At 44.4% G+C, this 14772-nt stretch carries 13 protein-coding genes; 1 reads left to right on the forward strand and 12 read right to left on the reverse strand.

What is annotated here, in order from left to right; translation table 11 throughout:
• The first annotated feature begins 10 nt into the window (after positions 1 to 10).
• On the forward strand, positions 11 to 1453 hold the full coding sequence (gene ccoG, locus ACMXYR_RS12350; protein WP_415901827.1) for a cytochrome c oxidase accessory protein CcoG: 1443 nt from the start codon (positions 11 to 13) through the stop codon (positions 1451 to 1453).
• A gap of 157 nt (positions 1454 to 1610) precedes the next feature.
• Here the strand turns inward: ccoG and ACMXYR_RS12355 are convergent, their stop codons facing one another.
• From ACMXYR_RS12355 to cysD, 12 genes are all read right to left on the reverse strand, one after another.
• The gene (locus ACMXYR_RS12355; protein WP_415901828.1) at positions 1611 to 1892 is read right to left on the reverse strand and encodes a GIY-YIG nuclease family protein; all 282 of its coding nucleotides are present in this window, start codon (positions 1890 to 1892) and stop codon (positions 1611 to 1613) included.
• Positions 1893 to 2295: 403 nt separating this feature from the next.
• Positions 2296 to 2931 (reverse strand): endonuclease III, encoded by a 636-nt coding sequence (gene nth / locus ACMXYR_RS12360; RefSeq protein WP_415901829.1) that lies wholly within the window; start codon positions 2929 to 2931, stop codon positions 2296 to 2298.
• A gap of 23 nt (positions 2932 to 2954) precedes the next feature.
• Positions 2955 to 3923 carry a diguanylate cyclase gene (locus ACMXYR_RS12365; RefSeq protein ID WP_415901830.1) on the reverse strand — a complete coding sequence of 323 codons (969 nt, stop codon included), beginning with the start codon at positions 3921 to 3923 and terminating at the stop codon, positions 2955 to 2957.
• Positions 3920 to 4900 carry a response regulator gene (locus ACMXYR_RS12370; protein WP_415901831.1) on the reverse strand — a complete coding sequence of 327 codons (981 nt, stop codon included), beginning with the start codon at positions 4898 to 4900 and terminating at the stop codon, positions 3920 to 3922. Before ACMXYR_RS12370 ends, ACMXYR_RS12365 begins: the two co-directional genes overlap by 4 nt.
• Positions 4901 to 5025: 125 nt before the next feature.
• Positions 5026 to 5727, reverse strand: coding sequence for an electron transport complex subunit E (locus ACMXYR_RS12375; RefSeq protein WP_415901832.1), 702 nt, complete (start codon positions 5725 to 5727; stop codon positions 5026 to 5028).
• A complete protein-coding gene (rsxG, locus tag ACMXYR_RS12380; RefSeq protein ID WP_415901833.1) occupies positions 5727 to 6380 on the reverse strand; it encodes an electron transport complex subunit RsxG in 654 nt (217 codons plus the stop codon). Before rsxG ends, ACMXYR_RS12375 begins: the two co-directional genes overlap by 1 nt.
• Positions 6380 to 7441, reverse strand: coding sequence for an electron transport complex subunit RsxD (rsxD, locus tag ACMXYR_RS12385; RefSeq protein WP_415901834.1), 1062 nt, complete (start codon positions 7439 to 7441; stop codon positions 6380 to 6382). Before rsxD ends, rsxG begins: the two co-directional genes overlap by 1 nt.
• Positions 7442 to 7455: 14 nt before the next feature.
• Entirely contained in the window at positions 7456 to 10635 is a 3180-nt protein-coding gene (gene rsxC, locus ACMXYR_RS12390) for an electron transport complex subunit RsxC (protein ID WP_415901835.1), read from the reverse strand.
• Positions 10632 to 11228 carry an electron transport complex subunit RsxB gene (gene rsxB / locus ACMXYR_RS12395; protein ID WP_415885515.1) on the reverse strand — a complete coding sequence of 199 codons (597 nt, stop codon included), beginning with the start codon at positions 11226 to 11228 and terminating at the stop codon, positions 10632 to 10634. The genes rsxC and rsxB overlap by 4 nt, the downstream gene beginning before the upstream one ends.
• Positions 11229 to 11237: 9 nt before the next feature.
• Complete coding sequence (gene rsxA / locus ACMXYR_RS12400) at positions 11238 to 11819, reverse strand: electron transport complex subunit RsxA (RefSeq protein WP_415882090.1); 582 nt, start codon at positions 11817 to 11819, stop codon at positions 11238 to 11240.
• 153 nt (positions 11820 to 11972) lie between these two features.
• Positions 11973 to 13643 carry a sulfate adenylyltransferase subunit CysN gene (cysN, locus tag ACMXYR_RS12405; protein ID WP_415901836.1) on the reverse strand — a complete coding sequence of 557 codons (1671 nt, stop codon included), beginning with the start codon at positions 13641 to 13643 and terminating at the stop codon, positions 11973 to 11975.
• A 123-nt stretch (positions 13644 to 13766) separates the two neighbouring features.
• Positions 13767 to 14684, reverse strand: a complete 918-nt coding sequence (cysD, locus tag ACMXYR_RS12410; RefSeq protein WP_415885517.1) for a sulfate adenylyltransferase subunit CysD — start codon at positions 14682 to 14684, stop codon at positions 13767 to 13769.
• Between the last annotated feature and the right edge of the window lie 88 nt (positions 14685 to 14772).

The following is a 14772-nucleotide window of genomic DNA, read 5'->3' on the forward strand; positions in this document are numbered from 1 at the left end:
TCCTGTACAGTTGTTCACAATCACCGATGAGCAAAGTGAGCACAACATGCAACAACAAGGTAACAGTGAGATTCCTATCACTATGATTCAGGAAGCTCCCCCTCTTCCTGGCAACGGAAAATTTCATGTTCGTTTAGTCGAAGGCTTCTACCAGAACCTTAGGCGCTTCACCAGCTGGCCAATGCTGGCTCTCTTCTTTGGACTTGTATGGGTTCGTATTAATGGTGATCCACTGGTTTTATTCGATTTTGAGAGCCATCGTATTTTCCTATTTGGCGCCGAATTTTCTTGGTATGACCTACCGGTATTAGGAGGGTTATTGATTGCTGGGGCCAGCCTGCTGTTTTTTATGGCCGTTGGCTGGGGGCGTATTTGGTGTGGTTTTGCCTGCCCTCAATCAATCTGGACTTGGGTCTTTATCCGCATCGAAGATTGGACCGAAGGACGCGCCTCGCTACGATCAAAATCTGAAGATAAATCCCTGACAGGCATTCGACTGGTTCGACGCGTTCTGAAACATGGTCTTTGGCTCTTTGTTTCAGTCGCTACAGCGATTACGTTTAGCGGTTATTTCGTCCCTATCGAACAGCTTCTGCAATCGATCTTCAGCTTAGAAGCTTCACTCTTCGTATTCACATGGATTATCTCCATGACACTGCTCACCTACTTTAATGCAGGTCTTGTCCGTGAAAAAGTATGTTTGCATATGTGTCCGTACTCCCGTTTCCAAGGGGTGATGTTTGACGAGGATACACGTACAGTAGCTTACAACCCACTTCGTGGAGAGCCTCGCACACACCTACGTGGCAAAGAAGAAAACCCTGGTGACTGTATCGATTGCAACATTTGCGTGCAGGTTTGCCCTACAGGCATAGATATTCGTGATGGTCTCCAAGCTGCATGTATAGATTGCGGTGCTTGTATTGATGCCTGCGATAACGTCATGACTAAATTAGGTCGACCAACCGGGTTGATTGAATTCTATTCAGAAAAGCAGTTACAAGGGATTGAGAAAAGCGCGCCGAAAGAAGCTCCGCCAAAACAGCCAATTCTACGCCCAAGATTAATCGCTTATATGACAGTACTGATTATTACCGTATGGGGTGTTGTTTACGGTATGCATAACCGCACTGAGTTATTAATTGAGGTAGCTAGAGAGCGTGGTCAGCTTTACCAAATAGTAGGTAACGAAATTTGCAATAGTTACCAAATAGAACTGGAATCCTTCTTACCTGAATTGAAGCAGCTAGCTGTAAGCGTTCAAGGAGTAAATAGTGATCATCAATTTAAGCTCAAAGGTCCTGCTACGATCCAATTAAACAAACAAAATGCAATCAATATTTATCAAGTCTGTGCCGCACCGGGTGATTTAGATAAACGCACACAGATTCAGTTTAATTTCCGAAATGAGAATTTCTTCAGCTATAAAGCGAGTACTTTCCTGACTCCTTAAGGCAGGGAAAAGCCTTCGATCATAATCAGGTGAATTTTAGGGTGCCTACCAACCCTACCCCACAGTGGTTGGTAGGATCTACAGTTCGAGAGGGCTTGATTATGATTTTCCCCAATTGCCGGTAATCACTGCCGGCAATTTTTTACTTTCCTAAAAGCTAACTTTCAACCAAATTCTCTTTTTTTTGGCGTGACAGACGTTTGATCTCATACTCACGCTTAGATGCACTAGAACGGTCAAGATGCTCCTCTTGCCAAAAAAGTGAAACCGGCCTGCGTACCCTTGTGTACTTAGCCCCTCCCACAATTTCACCATTATGCTGGCGAATCCGTCGCTCAAGATCAGTGGTTATACCAGTGTATAGAGTTTCATCCGCACACCTCAGAATATACACATACCAATTGCCTGCTTTATCTTCCAAAAAATTTCTCTCACTCATAATGCATGATCAGCGTAATATCCTTTCCTCATGATCGTTTTAAATCCAGAATAAATTCAAACACGAAATGACTTTATAGGCCCCCAATGTAAGTACCTACAAACGCTATAGACCCATTATATTCAACGCATTAACTTCTAAGCTGGAATAAATTAAAACAATTTTTACGCACAAGTAAAATCTATACAAAAATGATGTGGACAAAACCAGCTAGCTCATTTCCCTGAAGAATCAAGCAAAAATTAACCACTTGAAAAATAAGCGTTTTATATAATGGATAATAATACAGCAACTACAGCAAAGTCTGGGCTGGTGGTATCTGCAGCCACCTACCCAAAACTTATTAATAAAGTTATCCACAGTTTTTTGGGATAAATATTGCTAAGAACTTATAAGTAAAAAACTAAAACTCTGTCTTTTCCTTATACTCGCATAAATCTTCTATAAGGCAGGAGCCGCATTTAGGTTTACGAGCCACGCAGGTATAACGGCCATGTAAAATGAGCCAATGATGTGCGTCGATCAAAAACTCTTTCGGAACAAAGCGCATAAGTTTCTGTTCAACTTCATTCACATTTTTACCCGGCGCAATCTTAGTACGGTTTGAAACGCGGAAAATATGGGTATCTACAGCCATCGCGGGTTGACCGAAAGCGGTATTTAAAACCACATTCGCAGTTTTTCGCCCTACGCCAGGCAGCGCTTCAAGATCAGCACGATTGTCAGGCACTACTGATCCATGTTTTTCGACCAATGCTTTACAGGTTTTTATTACATTCTCGGCTTTGGTGTTAAACAAACCGATGGTTTTAATATATTCCTTCAAACCATCCACACCTAGTGCATAGATCGCCTCTGGGGTATTGGCAACAAGGTAAAGCTTTCGAGTTGCTTTATTCACCCCAACATCCGTTGCCTGAGCAGAAAGAATCACGGCAATCAGCAGTTCGAACGGAGAGTTATATTCGAGTTCTGTCGTAGGGTGAGGGTTATCATCACGCCAACGCGTGAAGATCTCATGTCTTTTTTGCTTATTCATTTCTAGATATCTTGGACTGGCCGTTAGTTGTAATCACCGTAAAGGCTTACCCAATTACGACCACTCTGTTTAGATTTATAGAGAGCTTGGTCAGCTTGTTCTAGCCATTCAACTGGAGTCTGTTGTTCGTAATTTAACTCAGATACGCCCAAGCTAATGGTAACCTTTAATTGATGCTCTCCATAGGGAACAACTAAGGCCTCAATACGTGCGCGAAGACGTTCTGCAAAGAGCATCGCATTTTCACCATTAGTACCGGTCAAGATGGCACCAAACTCTTCACCACCATAACGACCCAGAAAATCAGTCTTACGCGCCTGTTCTTTGAGTCCTTGAGCCACCGCCCGAATAATTTCATCCCCAGCTTGATGCCCGTATGTATCGTTCACCCTTTTAAAGTGGTCGATATCAAACATCACTAGACTACTAACCTCCTGACTACGATGAAAGCGCTCAAATTCTTGATTAAGACACTCTTCCCAGTAGCCTCGATTATTTAAGCCCGTTAATCGATCTTCTCTACTTAAGGCCTTCAATTGATCATTGGCCTGTTGCAATTCAATCTGACCAATCGCCGTATCCGTGACGTCATAAATCAATACCCCCACATGATCAACCTCACCTGTTGGAGATGTTAAAGGGATCAATGTCACGTTTTGATACATGAATGGAGCGCTGCCAGTAATCGGGCGATTGCTCTTAAAATGAAAAAGGTAAGGCCTTTGCTCCCAAGAGATATAAGCAGGGTTTTTTAACAGAAAAACTGACTCCAATTTTTGCTTTAACCATCGACAAGGAAGCTCTGGGAATTTAGCAAAAATAGAATGGTCGGTTAGCTTAGCACCGGATATACCGGAATGGTTTTCCATAAAACCATTCCACAGTTTAATAAGACCCGCCCGATCTACAACCACTAAGCCTACTTCAAGGTTTTGAATCAGCCCTAAAGTCCAATGTAACTCATCGATCTCTTGGAAGTTCTGACTACTCATTCAAAATAACTCGCAATCTTTTGTAATGCAGATAAAGAATCTGGGGTAAATGCCAGAATAAGCTCACATTGGAAATCATATTCAGGTAGTTGATAATCAATAGATATGGTCATCATTTGATCTAATGATTCCACTTGATCACAAACTCTATCAGCATCATGCAAAATGCTTGGGGTCGCGCGGCTAAAAGATAGATCTAACTGTTGAGCAAAACCAGATATAAAAGCTCCGATTAAGGCATTTGCAAGTGACATTAATAGATCTGATTCGGAATACTCTCCGTTCTCGTTCATCCCCATCAAGTTGGCCACACGATCTAGATTACCGGTTTGCATCAATAATAGCGCTTCACCAGCCATACCCGATCCAATAAAACCCTGACTAATCAACTCGTGCTGATTGTCTGAGGCCACTTTAAGCTGATTCGACAGCTCAGGTGCTTTAACCATTTTGACTACAGGAATAGGCAGATGGACAAATGTCTTCAATAAGGTGCCTAACATACTCCCAGCTTGCCCCATCGCGACATTAGCAATCTCTTGGTAATACTCAGGCAGAGCTAATGGCGTGTCTATCTGCTCTTCAACAATGACCGGATGCTCTAGTTCACTTAACAAGCCAAAACGTTGTAAAACTTCGGTAATTACTTCTGGTGATGTGGGCTTTTTGATAAAAGCTAGTGCTCCAAGCTCTTCCACACGCGATTGTGCTTCCGGTTGAATATCACCTGAAACAACAATTGTCATTGTAGGAAGATCATCTTGCCTTATGCGCTCAAGGGTCTGATAACCGTCCATAATCGGCATAGTCAGATCAAGGAAGAGAATGTCGCCTTTACCAGCTCTAATTGCTTCAAGCCCTTCTAGGCCATGTTCAGCAAACGTAACTTCAACATTCCAGCTACGCAGGGCAGACGCCATTTGTTTACGTGCTAAGCGAGAATCATCACAAATAACTACAGGGATAGGCTGACTCACGATCCTTCCTAAAGAATAATTACCAAGGAAAACAGTAAGCTACCAGCCTAATGTATGCCTTAGCAGAAGGCAATTCTGCTAAGGCTAAAATAGAGAAAAGAAATAAGATTAGATGTTCTTTGGTTTTAACCTGTAATCCGAACACGCTCTGGCTTAGCACCTTCATCTGGTGTCTGTTGTGCCAAGCGCTCTTTTGCACGAGCATCAATGATGTTTTTAAGCGCAATTAATAAGCCCATACCAACAAAGGCACCTGGAGGTAAAACGGCAAATAAGAAGCCAGTATAGTCATCAACTACGGTGATTTTCCAATCAGCTGCCATAGGGCCAAATAGAAGGTGCATATCGCTAAATAGCGTACCTAAACCTAGTAATTCACGCATCGCACCCAAGATCACCAATACGGCGGTGAAGCCAAGCCCCATCATCAAGCCATCTAACAAAGACTCTTTAACTGGGTTCTTACATGCAAAAGCATCGGCACGCCCCATAATAGCACAGTTCGTCACAATCAATGGGATAAAGATACCTAGTATTAGGTAAAGTTCGTAAGTGAATGCCTTCATTAACAGCTCAATTGCTGTAACAAATGAGGCAATGATCATTACAAAGATCGGCAGACGAACAGAATCAGGTACAAACTTACGGAACGCAGACACCGTGAGGTTAGAACCTAGCAATACCAGAATACTCGCAATACCCAAACCGATAGCATTAACCACAGTACCTGTTACTGCTAGCAATGGACATAGCCCAAGTAATTGAACTAACGCAGGGTTATTGCCCCACAAGCCGTCCATGGAGATTTTTTTATAATCAGCAGCCATTAGTTGGATACCTCCTGATTGTTATCTTGCTGTTCAGGCTTAACTTCTAGCAAAGCAATTCGGTTGGCTTCAAAGTAATCTAGTGCTCTACCTACCGCGTTTACGATCGCGCGCGGCGTAATCGTGGCACCCGTAAATTGGTCAAACTGGCCACCATCTTTTTTAACCGCCCAGACACCGTTATTTTCTGTTGCTTTAGCACGCCCGTTGAAACTGTAAATCCAATCAGACTTTTTCGTTTCTACTTTATCCCCTAAGCCTGGCGTTTCTTTATGAACTAAGACACGTACGCCAGCAACAGTACTATCGGCATTAATACCAACAATAAAACTGATATTGCCACTGTAACCATCTGGTGCAACAACCGGCAGGATCACTGCTTTAACTAAGCCTTCTTTACGCGCTCGATAAGCCGTTACCGGTGCTTTATGACCCAACTCAGCTACCTGAAGTTCAAACGTATCCTGCAGCAACTGATTGTCGATCGTGTTGCGAGGAACAATCTCATATAAAGCCTTTGCTTTAAATTCACGTTCGTTATTAGCAATCGCGTCTTGAGTAGAGACTTGAGTGATTGCAATCACCGCAGCACAAACCACAGCAAATAAACTTATCGCAACAGTACTCGATTTAATCGCACTAAATAACTGCATTATGAGCCCCCCTTCATGCCACGCTTAGCTTTAGCGTGACCATAAGTTCGGGGCTGGGTATATTGATCAATAAACGGCGCTGACAAATTCATCAACAATACGGCAAATGCAATCGCATCAGGGTAGCCACCCCAACCACGTATAACATAAACCAAAACACCAATACCGATACCAAAATAGATTTTGCCTCGATTACTGGTTGCTGATGTCACGGGGTCCGTTGCAATAAAGAACGCACCTAGCATTGTTGCACCCGTCGTTAGGTGGAAAAACGGGCCCGCAAAAGAAGATGGATCAATAATATGAAATAGAGTTGATATAACCGCTAGCGAACCTAGCACAGCCACAGGCGTGTGGATGGTGAACACTTTACGGTAGATTAAAAAGACACCGCCCATCAAATAAGCAGCACTCACCGCCTGCCAAGCACCAATACCTTCTGATAAAACAGGAACCGAGCGCCATACTTCTTCCGTTGTTAATCCACTACGATGGCGCATGGCATCAAGCGGTGTCGCACCGGTGTAAGCATCCATTAGCACAGGATCAACCGATCCAAAGATCAAACCAAGTGTTTGTCCAAAACTTAGGACATTCCAGCTTCCTTCAGAGCCATTAAGCACGAAAGGCTCTGTCCAACTTGTCATCTGCACAGGGAATGAAACCAACAGCAACGCATAAGCAACCATTGCAGGGTTAAAAGGATTTTGGCCAAGACCACCATAGAGGTGCTTAGCGATAACAATAGCAACGAATACACCGACCATTGTCACCCACCAAGGCGCAAATGGAGGTAACGCAAGGCCTAACAGTAACGCTGTAACAATTGCACTGTAGTCTTTTAGATAAAAACCTAATGGCCGCTTACGTAGTTTAACAATGGCTGCTTCAAAACCTACCGCTAGCAAACATGCCCAGATAACATTGATTAAGGTGCCCCAACCAAAAAAGAACGTCATCGCAGCCAAACCAGGTAAGGTTGCGAGTATCAATAAACGCATCACATCAGCCGTACTACTGGCTTTATGTAGATGAGGGGAGCTAGTGCGTATTAACGCCATCTGCTAACAAATCCTTAATCGCTAAAACGACTTAACGTCTGGTTTAATTTCTCTGCTTCTTGTTGAGCGGTTACTAGCTGCTCTTCCATACTAGGCAGATCATCAACATTATCTTCTCGAGCTTTAGATAAGGCTCTTTCCGCTTTGGTAACGGCCGCACGGGCCATCGCAGCATCAATCTTTAACTGTTTAAGATCGATGCCTTCATTAGCGGCTTTTTCAATCAACTGAATTTCATAAGCATCAAGGGCTTCTTTAGCTTCATCATGCAACTTTGTTAAACGCTGCACTTCTGCTTCCAATTCAGCTTGATCAGATTCTTCAGCATCATCTAAAGCATTCTGCGCCTTCTTCAGCTTGGTGCGCATAATGGAAACATTCTGCTTTAAAGCTTTAGGCTCAACGGGCTCTGGCTTTGCAGGCTCTTCTAACTGTCCACCTGCTTGCAGATACTCATGCTTAAGTTCATCATGCTTACCACGCAGCTTTTCCACACCCGCTTTCATCTTCTCAGCGGCCGAGCTTCCTGATTCAATCGCTTTGTCTAATGCAGTTTGAGCTTTGTCTACTTTGGCCTGCATTGCATCCATATCAGCTTTAAGCTCATCTAGATTGACTGCAGGAGCTACAGGTGAAGGTGAAGCAGCAGAAGCTTGAACCGCTTGATCATATTCAGCCTTAGCTTCTTCGTATTTACCCTGAAGTTTCTCTACACCGGCTTTCATTTTTTCAGCCGCTGGGCTGCCAGATTCAATCGCTTTATCTAAGGCTACTTGAGCTTTCTCAACTTTGGCTTTAATAGCCTCCATATCTTCTTTAAGCTCATCTAGGTTAACTACTGGAGCTACGGGCGCAGATGTTGGCGCTTGAACCGCCTTATCATATTCAGCCTTAGCTTCTTCGTATTTACCCTGAAGTTTCTCTACACCTGCTTTCATTTTCTCAACAGCAGGACTACCTGAAGCAATAGCTGCATCTAAGGCTTTTTGCGCTTTTTCCACCTTAGCCTGCATAGCATCCATATCAGCTTTAAGCTCATCTAGATTAACGGCTGGAGCTACAGGTACAGAGGCTGGCGCTTGAGCAGCTTTATTATATTCCGCTTTAGCTTCTTCGTATTTTCCTTGAAGCTTTTCTACACCAACTTTCATTTTTTCTACAGCAGGGCTGCCTGAAGCAATAGCTGCATCCAAGGCTTTTTGCGCTTTCTCTACTTTGCCCTGCGTAGCATCCATGGTTTCTTTTAGCTCAGCTAAATTAACCGCCGGCTGTGTCGGCGCTGGAGCGCCGCCGGATTCAGCTTGATCATACGCAGCTTGAGCCGCTTCAGTTTTGGCTTTCTGTTCAGCAACTTTCGCTTTAAGCGCTTCTAGATCTCCTTCACCAGATTCTTCGGCTTTGGCTAGCGCTTTTTCTACTTGCTTCAACTTGGTTCGAGCAACGGCAGCATTAGTTTTAAGCTGTTTAACATCTACAACTGTCGCAGGCGCGCTCGCTGGATTTTGTGCCTGATCGTAGGCCTCTTGCGCAGCCTTAGCTTTCGCTTCTAGCTCAGTCACGGTTTGACGTAACTGCTCAATACCATCTAACCCTTTAGACTCAGCATTTTCTAGTGCTTTCTGTGCTTTCTTCAGCTTGGTACGCGAGACTGCAGCAGCTGTTTTAAGCGCTTTAATATCTGGCTCACCCGATGGTTTAGGGGCTTCAGCAGTTTTACCTGACGCTAGTTTATCTTTCTTAACTGCTTGCGCCTTCGCTGCTTCTTCTGCACGTTGTTTACGACGCAGTTCTTTCTCTACTTTCTCTTGCTCCAAACGCGCTTGGCGAGCTTCGAAGCGCTGGCGTGCATGATCTGCTTTACGTTGTTCCGCTTCTTCGGCACGGATCTCAGACTTAGCAAAACGGTAGTACTGCACCAAAGGAATATTACTTGGGCAAACATAAGAGCAAGCGCCACACTCGATACAATCAAACAAGTTGTGATGCTTAGCCTTTTCAAACTCTTTACCTTTTGCAAACCAATGCAATTGCTGTGGTAGGAGCTCAGCAGGACATACCTGCTCGCACATACCACAACGGATACAAGGGTTCGCTGCAGGTGCCGGAGGCATCTCATCGTAAGTTGCCGCAATAACGCAGTTGGTGGTTTTGATCATCGGGATAGATTGACTATCCACGGTATAGCCCATCATTGGACCGCCAATAACTAAACGATAAAGATCAGGCTGACGAATCTCAGCAGCTTCTAGCAACGTCTCTAGTGGAGTGCCAATCAACGCGCGCATATTATGCGGATGACCTAAGGCATCGCCCGTAACTGTTACAACGCGGGAGATCAGAGGTACGCCGTTATATACAGCATCATAGATAGCAGAAGCGGTACCTATGTTTTGACATACGATACCAACATCGGCCGGGATCTTTCCGCTTGGTACTTCGACACCTGTTAGTAGTTTTATCAGCTGTTTCTCACCGCCCGATGGATAGACGGTTGGAACAACAACAATATCGATATCTTGCTTGGATTCTGCAACAGCAAGTTCGAGCGCACGGATGGCCTGAGGCTTATTGTCCTCAGTACCAATCATAATGTGATGCGGTTTTAACAGATGCGCGATAACCTCAATACCTTTGACGATGTCTTCTGCCCGTTCACGCATCAGCATATCGTCAGCAGTAATATAAGGCTCACACTCCATCGCATTGATGATCAGCGTATTAACAATGTGATCATCGCCTAGATGCAGTTTTACATCGGTTGGGAAGCCCGCGCCACCCATACCACTGATACCGTGGTAGCGGATAAAATCGATCAACTCTTGTTTATTTATCGACGTGTAGTCTTCTAGACCTTTATGATCGCACCACTCATCTAAACCATCAGTTTTAATCACCACACAAGGAGCTGACATACCGGACATGTGCGGTACAGGGCGAGATTCAATCGCCTCAACTACACCTGAGCTTGGCGCATGAACGCTAACACTAATGCGGCCTGCTGCCTCAGCAATAACCTGGCCCTTAAGCACTCGGTCGCCAACAGATACAACAAGCTCTGAAGGCGCACCAATATGCTGTGATAAAGGTACTACCAATTGTTCTGGAATTGGCGCAATTTGAATCTGACCGCCAGTAGACTGATGCTTATTTTCAGGTGGGTGTACACCACCGTGGAAAGAATGCTTAGTACTCACGCTGCACCTCCCTCCACAACTTCACCACGTTGATCCGTTGCAATAAGTTGAACACCCGGCTTAGGCATATCCCACTTCCACGTTTGTAGCGTGGTTTCAATTGGTAACATATCAATACAATCTACTGGGCAAGGCTCAACACAAAGGTCGCAACCGGTACATTCAGATGTGATCACCGTGTGCATCTGCTTAGCTGCACCTAAAATTGCATCAACTGGGCACGCCTGAATACATTTAGTACAACCGATGCATTCATCTTCGCGGATATAAGCTACCGCTTTAACGGGTTCTTCTTCTGCGCCACCTTCAAGAGGAATCGCTTCAACATCCAGAAGGTCGGCTAAAGTTTCGACTGTACTTTGGCCACCAGGAGGGCATTTATTGATTGCATCACCTTCTGCAATCGCCTCAGCATATGGACGGCAGCCTGGGTAACCACACTGACCACATTGGGTCTGCGGCAAAATACTATCGATTTGATCAACTAATGGATTGCCTTCAACTTTGAAGCGTACTGAGGCAAAGCCCAATAGCAAACCAAAAGCTAAAGCTAAGCCCAAGAGAGCTAATACGGCGATGATTATGATATCCACGGTCGGCTCCTAAATTTGTACCAGACCGGTGAAGCCCATAAATGCCAAGGACATTAAGCCAGCAGTCACCATACCGATCGCTGCCCCTTGAAATGGCATAGGGACATCAGCCACCGCAATACGTTCACGCATCGCTGAGAAAAGAATCAAAGCAAGAGAGAAGCCGATTGCAGCACCAAAACCGTAAACAATAGAATCAATAAAGCCATTAAGCTTTTTGATATTAAGTAACGCAACCCCGAGTACTGCACAGTTAGTGGTAATCAACGGCAAGAAGATACCTAATACTTTGTACAATAGAGGGCTGGTTTTACGAACAACCATCTCAGTGAACTGCACAACAACCGCTATCACTAAGATAAATGTAATCGTTTGCAGATACTCTAACGCGAGAGGCTGCAGGAGATATGTGTACGCAAGATAACTACATACGGACGACAGAGTCAGTACAAACGTGGTCGCCAAGGACATACCCATCGCGGTTTCCAGCTTATTGGAAACCCCCATAAATGGACACAATCCAAGGAATTGAACCAGTACAAAGTTGTTTACCAGCACAGTGCTGATAACAATCAGAAGATATTCTGTCATAAGATCCGTATAGCTATCGAAACCTACCCCTAAAAGAAAATTAGCAAAATCTAATCTTACTATCTCTTATAAGGTTTCGGTATAGCGATATTCTGATTTAAAACAATAAACCGGGAGATCAAGCTCCCGGTTTTTCCATTCTAGAATGGTCTGTTATTTCAATAGTTCTAGTGCGCTTGCTAGTTTCTCAACGTCAGTAGACCCCTGAAGTTGATCAACGTTCAATGCAACTGTACCTTCTACTGCCTCTTCAGTTTCAAGCAGAGAAATCAGACCTGCTTGATTTAGAACAGCAGATGCATTTTGAGCACCGCCCTGAAGTTGTTCAGCATTAAGCGCTACAACTGCACGACCTTGTTCGAACAATACTGATTCTAGGCTAAACAATAGTGTTTGACGCTGTTCAGCATTACCACCAGAGATAGTTGCTGTCGCAGCTTGCTGACCGAAACGAATTGTACGATCAGATGCTGTAACTGCAGAAGCACTAACTAGCTTAGATTCCAGATCAGTCTGCTCATCACCACCCTCGATGATCATACCCGCAGCAACAGTCGCATTGGTTAGACGATCAACAATGATGAAAGAACCTGTACCGTGGTGAGCACGGTAGTCATCAGCAACAACTGGACGCTCTAGCGTAATCTCACAACGTGCGATTTCGTTTAGCTCTAGAGAATCAGCAGCAGACTGTTCTAGCGTGTTAACGTCTACACGATGACGAACATTACTGATACCACCAGCAATACGCGTAGTGTTCAGTTTGACTTCATACTGACGACCTTTCTGCAAAGGTTCCTCAGACATCCATACGACCATGGAGTCAAAACGGTTTGTTGTTTCTGGAACATCGTTGCTGTGAACAAGGATATCGCCACGAGAGATATCAATCTCATCTTCTAAAGTTAGCGTTACTGCCATTGGTGGGAATGCTTCTTCAATCTCACCTTCGTAAGTAACAATCGACTTAACCTTGCTGGACTTACCAGAAGGAAGCACTGTAACTTCGTCGCCTGGACGAACGATACCGGAAGTTAAAGTACCGCAGTAACCACGGAAGTCTAGGTTAGGACGGTTAACGTACTGTACAGGGAAACGCAAGCTGTCGAAGTTTTGGTCATTAGCCAGTTCAACTGTTTCCAGTGTTTCCATCAATGGCTCGCCTTTAAACCAGCTCATTGGCTCAGAAGGTGTTACAACGTTATCACCCTTCAATGCAGAGATCGGTACAAACTGAATATCAGGTAGATCCAGCTGCTTAGAGAACTCAAGGTAATCTGCTTTAATCTCTTCAAAACGCTCTTCGCTGAAATCAACTAGGTCCATTTTGTTGATAGCAACAATCGTGTGCTTAATACCTAGTAGAGAAACGATAAAGCTGTGACGTTTAGTCTGAACCTGTACACCGTGACGCGCATCGATAAGGATGATGGCTAGATCACAAGTAGATGCACCTGTTGCCATGTTACGTGTGTACTGCTCATGGCCCGGAGTATCTGCGATGATAAACTTACGCTTAGATGTAGAGAAGTAACGGTAAGCAACATCGATAGTGATACCTTGCTCACGCTCTGCAGCAAGACCATCAACTAGGAGCGCAAGGTCAAGTTCTTCACCGGCATTACCAACACGTTCGTTATCCTTCTGGATAGCAGCAAGTTGATCTTCATAAATCATTTTAGAGTCATGTAGTAGACGGCCAATCAATGTAGATTTACCGTCATCCACGCTACCACAAGTCAAAAAGCGTAATAGCTCTTTGTTCTCGTGCTGGTGCAGATACGCTTGGATATCAGATTCAATCAGTTCGCTTTGGTGACTCATTTTCTTCCCCTTAGGAAAGCGGCAAGCCAGTCATTTAGATGGCTTGTCGCTGAATATTCTTTTCAATATGGATGTAAGGTGTGGCCTATCAACTCATACCGCCACGTATTTCTATGTAGAGCTCTAGAAATAACCTTCCATCTTTTTCTTCTCCATCGAACCAGAACTATCGTGGTCGATCGCACGGCCCTGACGTTCAGAAGTCGTTGTTAGCAACATTTCCTGAATAATGTCCGGCAAAGTTGCCGCGTCAGATTCCACTGCACCCGTCAGCGGGTAGCAGCCAAGGGTACGGAAACGTACGCTCTTCATTTCTGGTACTTCGCCCTCTTCCAATGGCATACGCTCATCATCAACCATGATCAACATACCATCGCGCTCAACAACTGGGCGCTTAGCAGAGTAGTAAAGAGGAACGATAGAGATATTTTCTAGGTAGATGTACTGCCATATATCCAGCTCAGTCCAGTTAGACAGAGGGAATACACGAATACTTTCACCTTTATCTACACGTGTGTTGAACACGTTCCATAGTTCAGGGCGCTGACTCTTTGGATCCCAACGGTGATTCTGGTCACGGAAAGAGAATACACGCTCTTTGGCACGAGATTTTTCTTCGTCACGACGAGCACCACCAAATGCAGCATCAAACTGGTACTTATCCAGAGCCTGCTTCAGCGCTTGAGTCTTCATGATATCAGTGTGCTTTGAAGAACCATGAGTAAACGGCCCTACACCCATATCAACACCTTCTTGGTTGATATGAACTAGAAGTTCCATACCCGCTTCTTTCGCCATCTTGTCACGAAATTCAATCATCTCTCTGAATTTCCATGTAGTATCAACATGCAAAAGTGGGAAAGGAGGTTTACCTGGCGCAAACGCTTTACGTGCAAGATGAAGCATTACCGCAGAATCTTTACCTACAGAGTAAAGCATAACTGGGTTATCAAACTCAGCTGCCACTTCACGGATGATATGGATACTTTCAGCTTCAAGCTGCTTAAGGTGCGTTAAACGGTGTTCAGGCAAAGCACTCATTAGAAAATACTCTCTTTATGTAAACAGTTTGGATAGCAAGCATGACCACCTTCCGCAGAAATCCACTTAAAAGGTCGAATTAATATAC

This window comes from Neptuniibacter sp. QD29_5, from assembly GCF_047778125.1.
In the GTDB taxonomy this organism is placed as follows: Bacteria; Pseudomonadota; Gammaproteobacteria; order Pseudomonadales; family Balneatricaceae; genus Neptuniibacter.

Excerpts from the sequence above, each read along its gene's own strand:
- ACMXYR_RS12355 (WP_415901828.1), bottom strand. The coding sequence starts at position 1,892 with ATGAGTGAGAGAAATTTTTTGGAAGATAAAGCAGGCAATTGGTATGTG.
- nth (WP_415901829.1), bottom strand. The coding sequence starts at position 2,931 with ATGAATAAGCAAAAAAGACATGAGATCTTCACGCGTTGGCGTGATGAT.
- ACMXYR_RS12365 (WP_415901830.1), bottom strand. The coding sequence starts at position 3,923 with ATGAGTAGTCAGAACTTCCAAGAGATCGATGAGTTACATTGGACTTTA.
- ACMXYR_RS12375 (WP_415901832.1), bottom strand. The coding sequence starts at position 5,727 with ATGGCTGCTGATTATAAAAAAATCTCCATGGACGGCTTGTGGGGCAAT.
- rsxG (WP_415901833.1), bottom strand. The coding sequence starts at position 6,380 with ATGCAGTTATTTAGTGCGATTAAATCGAGTACTGTTGCGATAAGTTTA.
- rsxD (WP_415901834.1), bottom strand. The coding sequence starts at position 7,441 with ATGGCGTTAATACGCACTAGCTCCCCTCATCTACATAAAGCCAGTAGT.
- rsxA (WP_415882090.1), bottom strand. The coding sequence starts at position 11,819 with ATGACAGAATATCTTCTGATTGTTATCAGCACTGTGCTGGTAAACAAC.
- cysN (WP_415901836.1), bottom strand. The coding sequence starts at position 13,643 with ATGAGTCACCAAAGCGAACTGATTGAATCTGATATCCAAGCGTATCTG.
- cysD (WP_415885517.1), bottom strand. The coding sequence starts at position 14,684 with ATGAGTGCTTTGCCTGAACACCGTTTAACGCACCTTAAGCAGCTTGAA.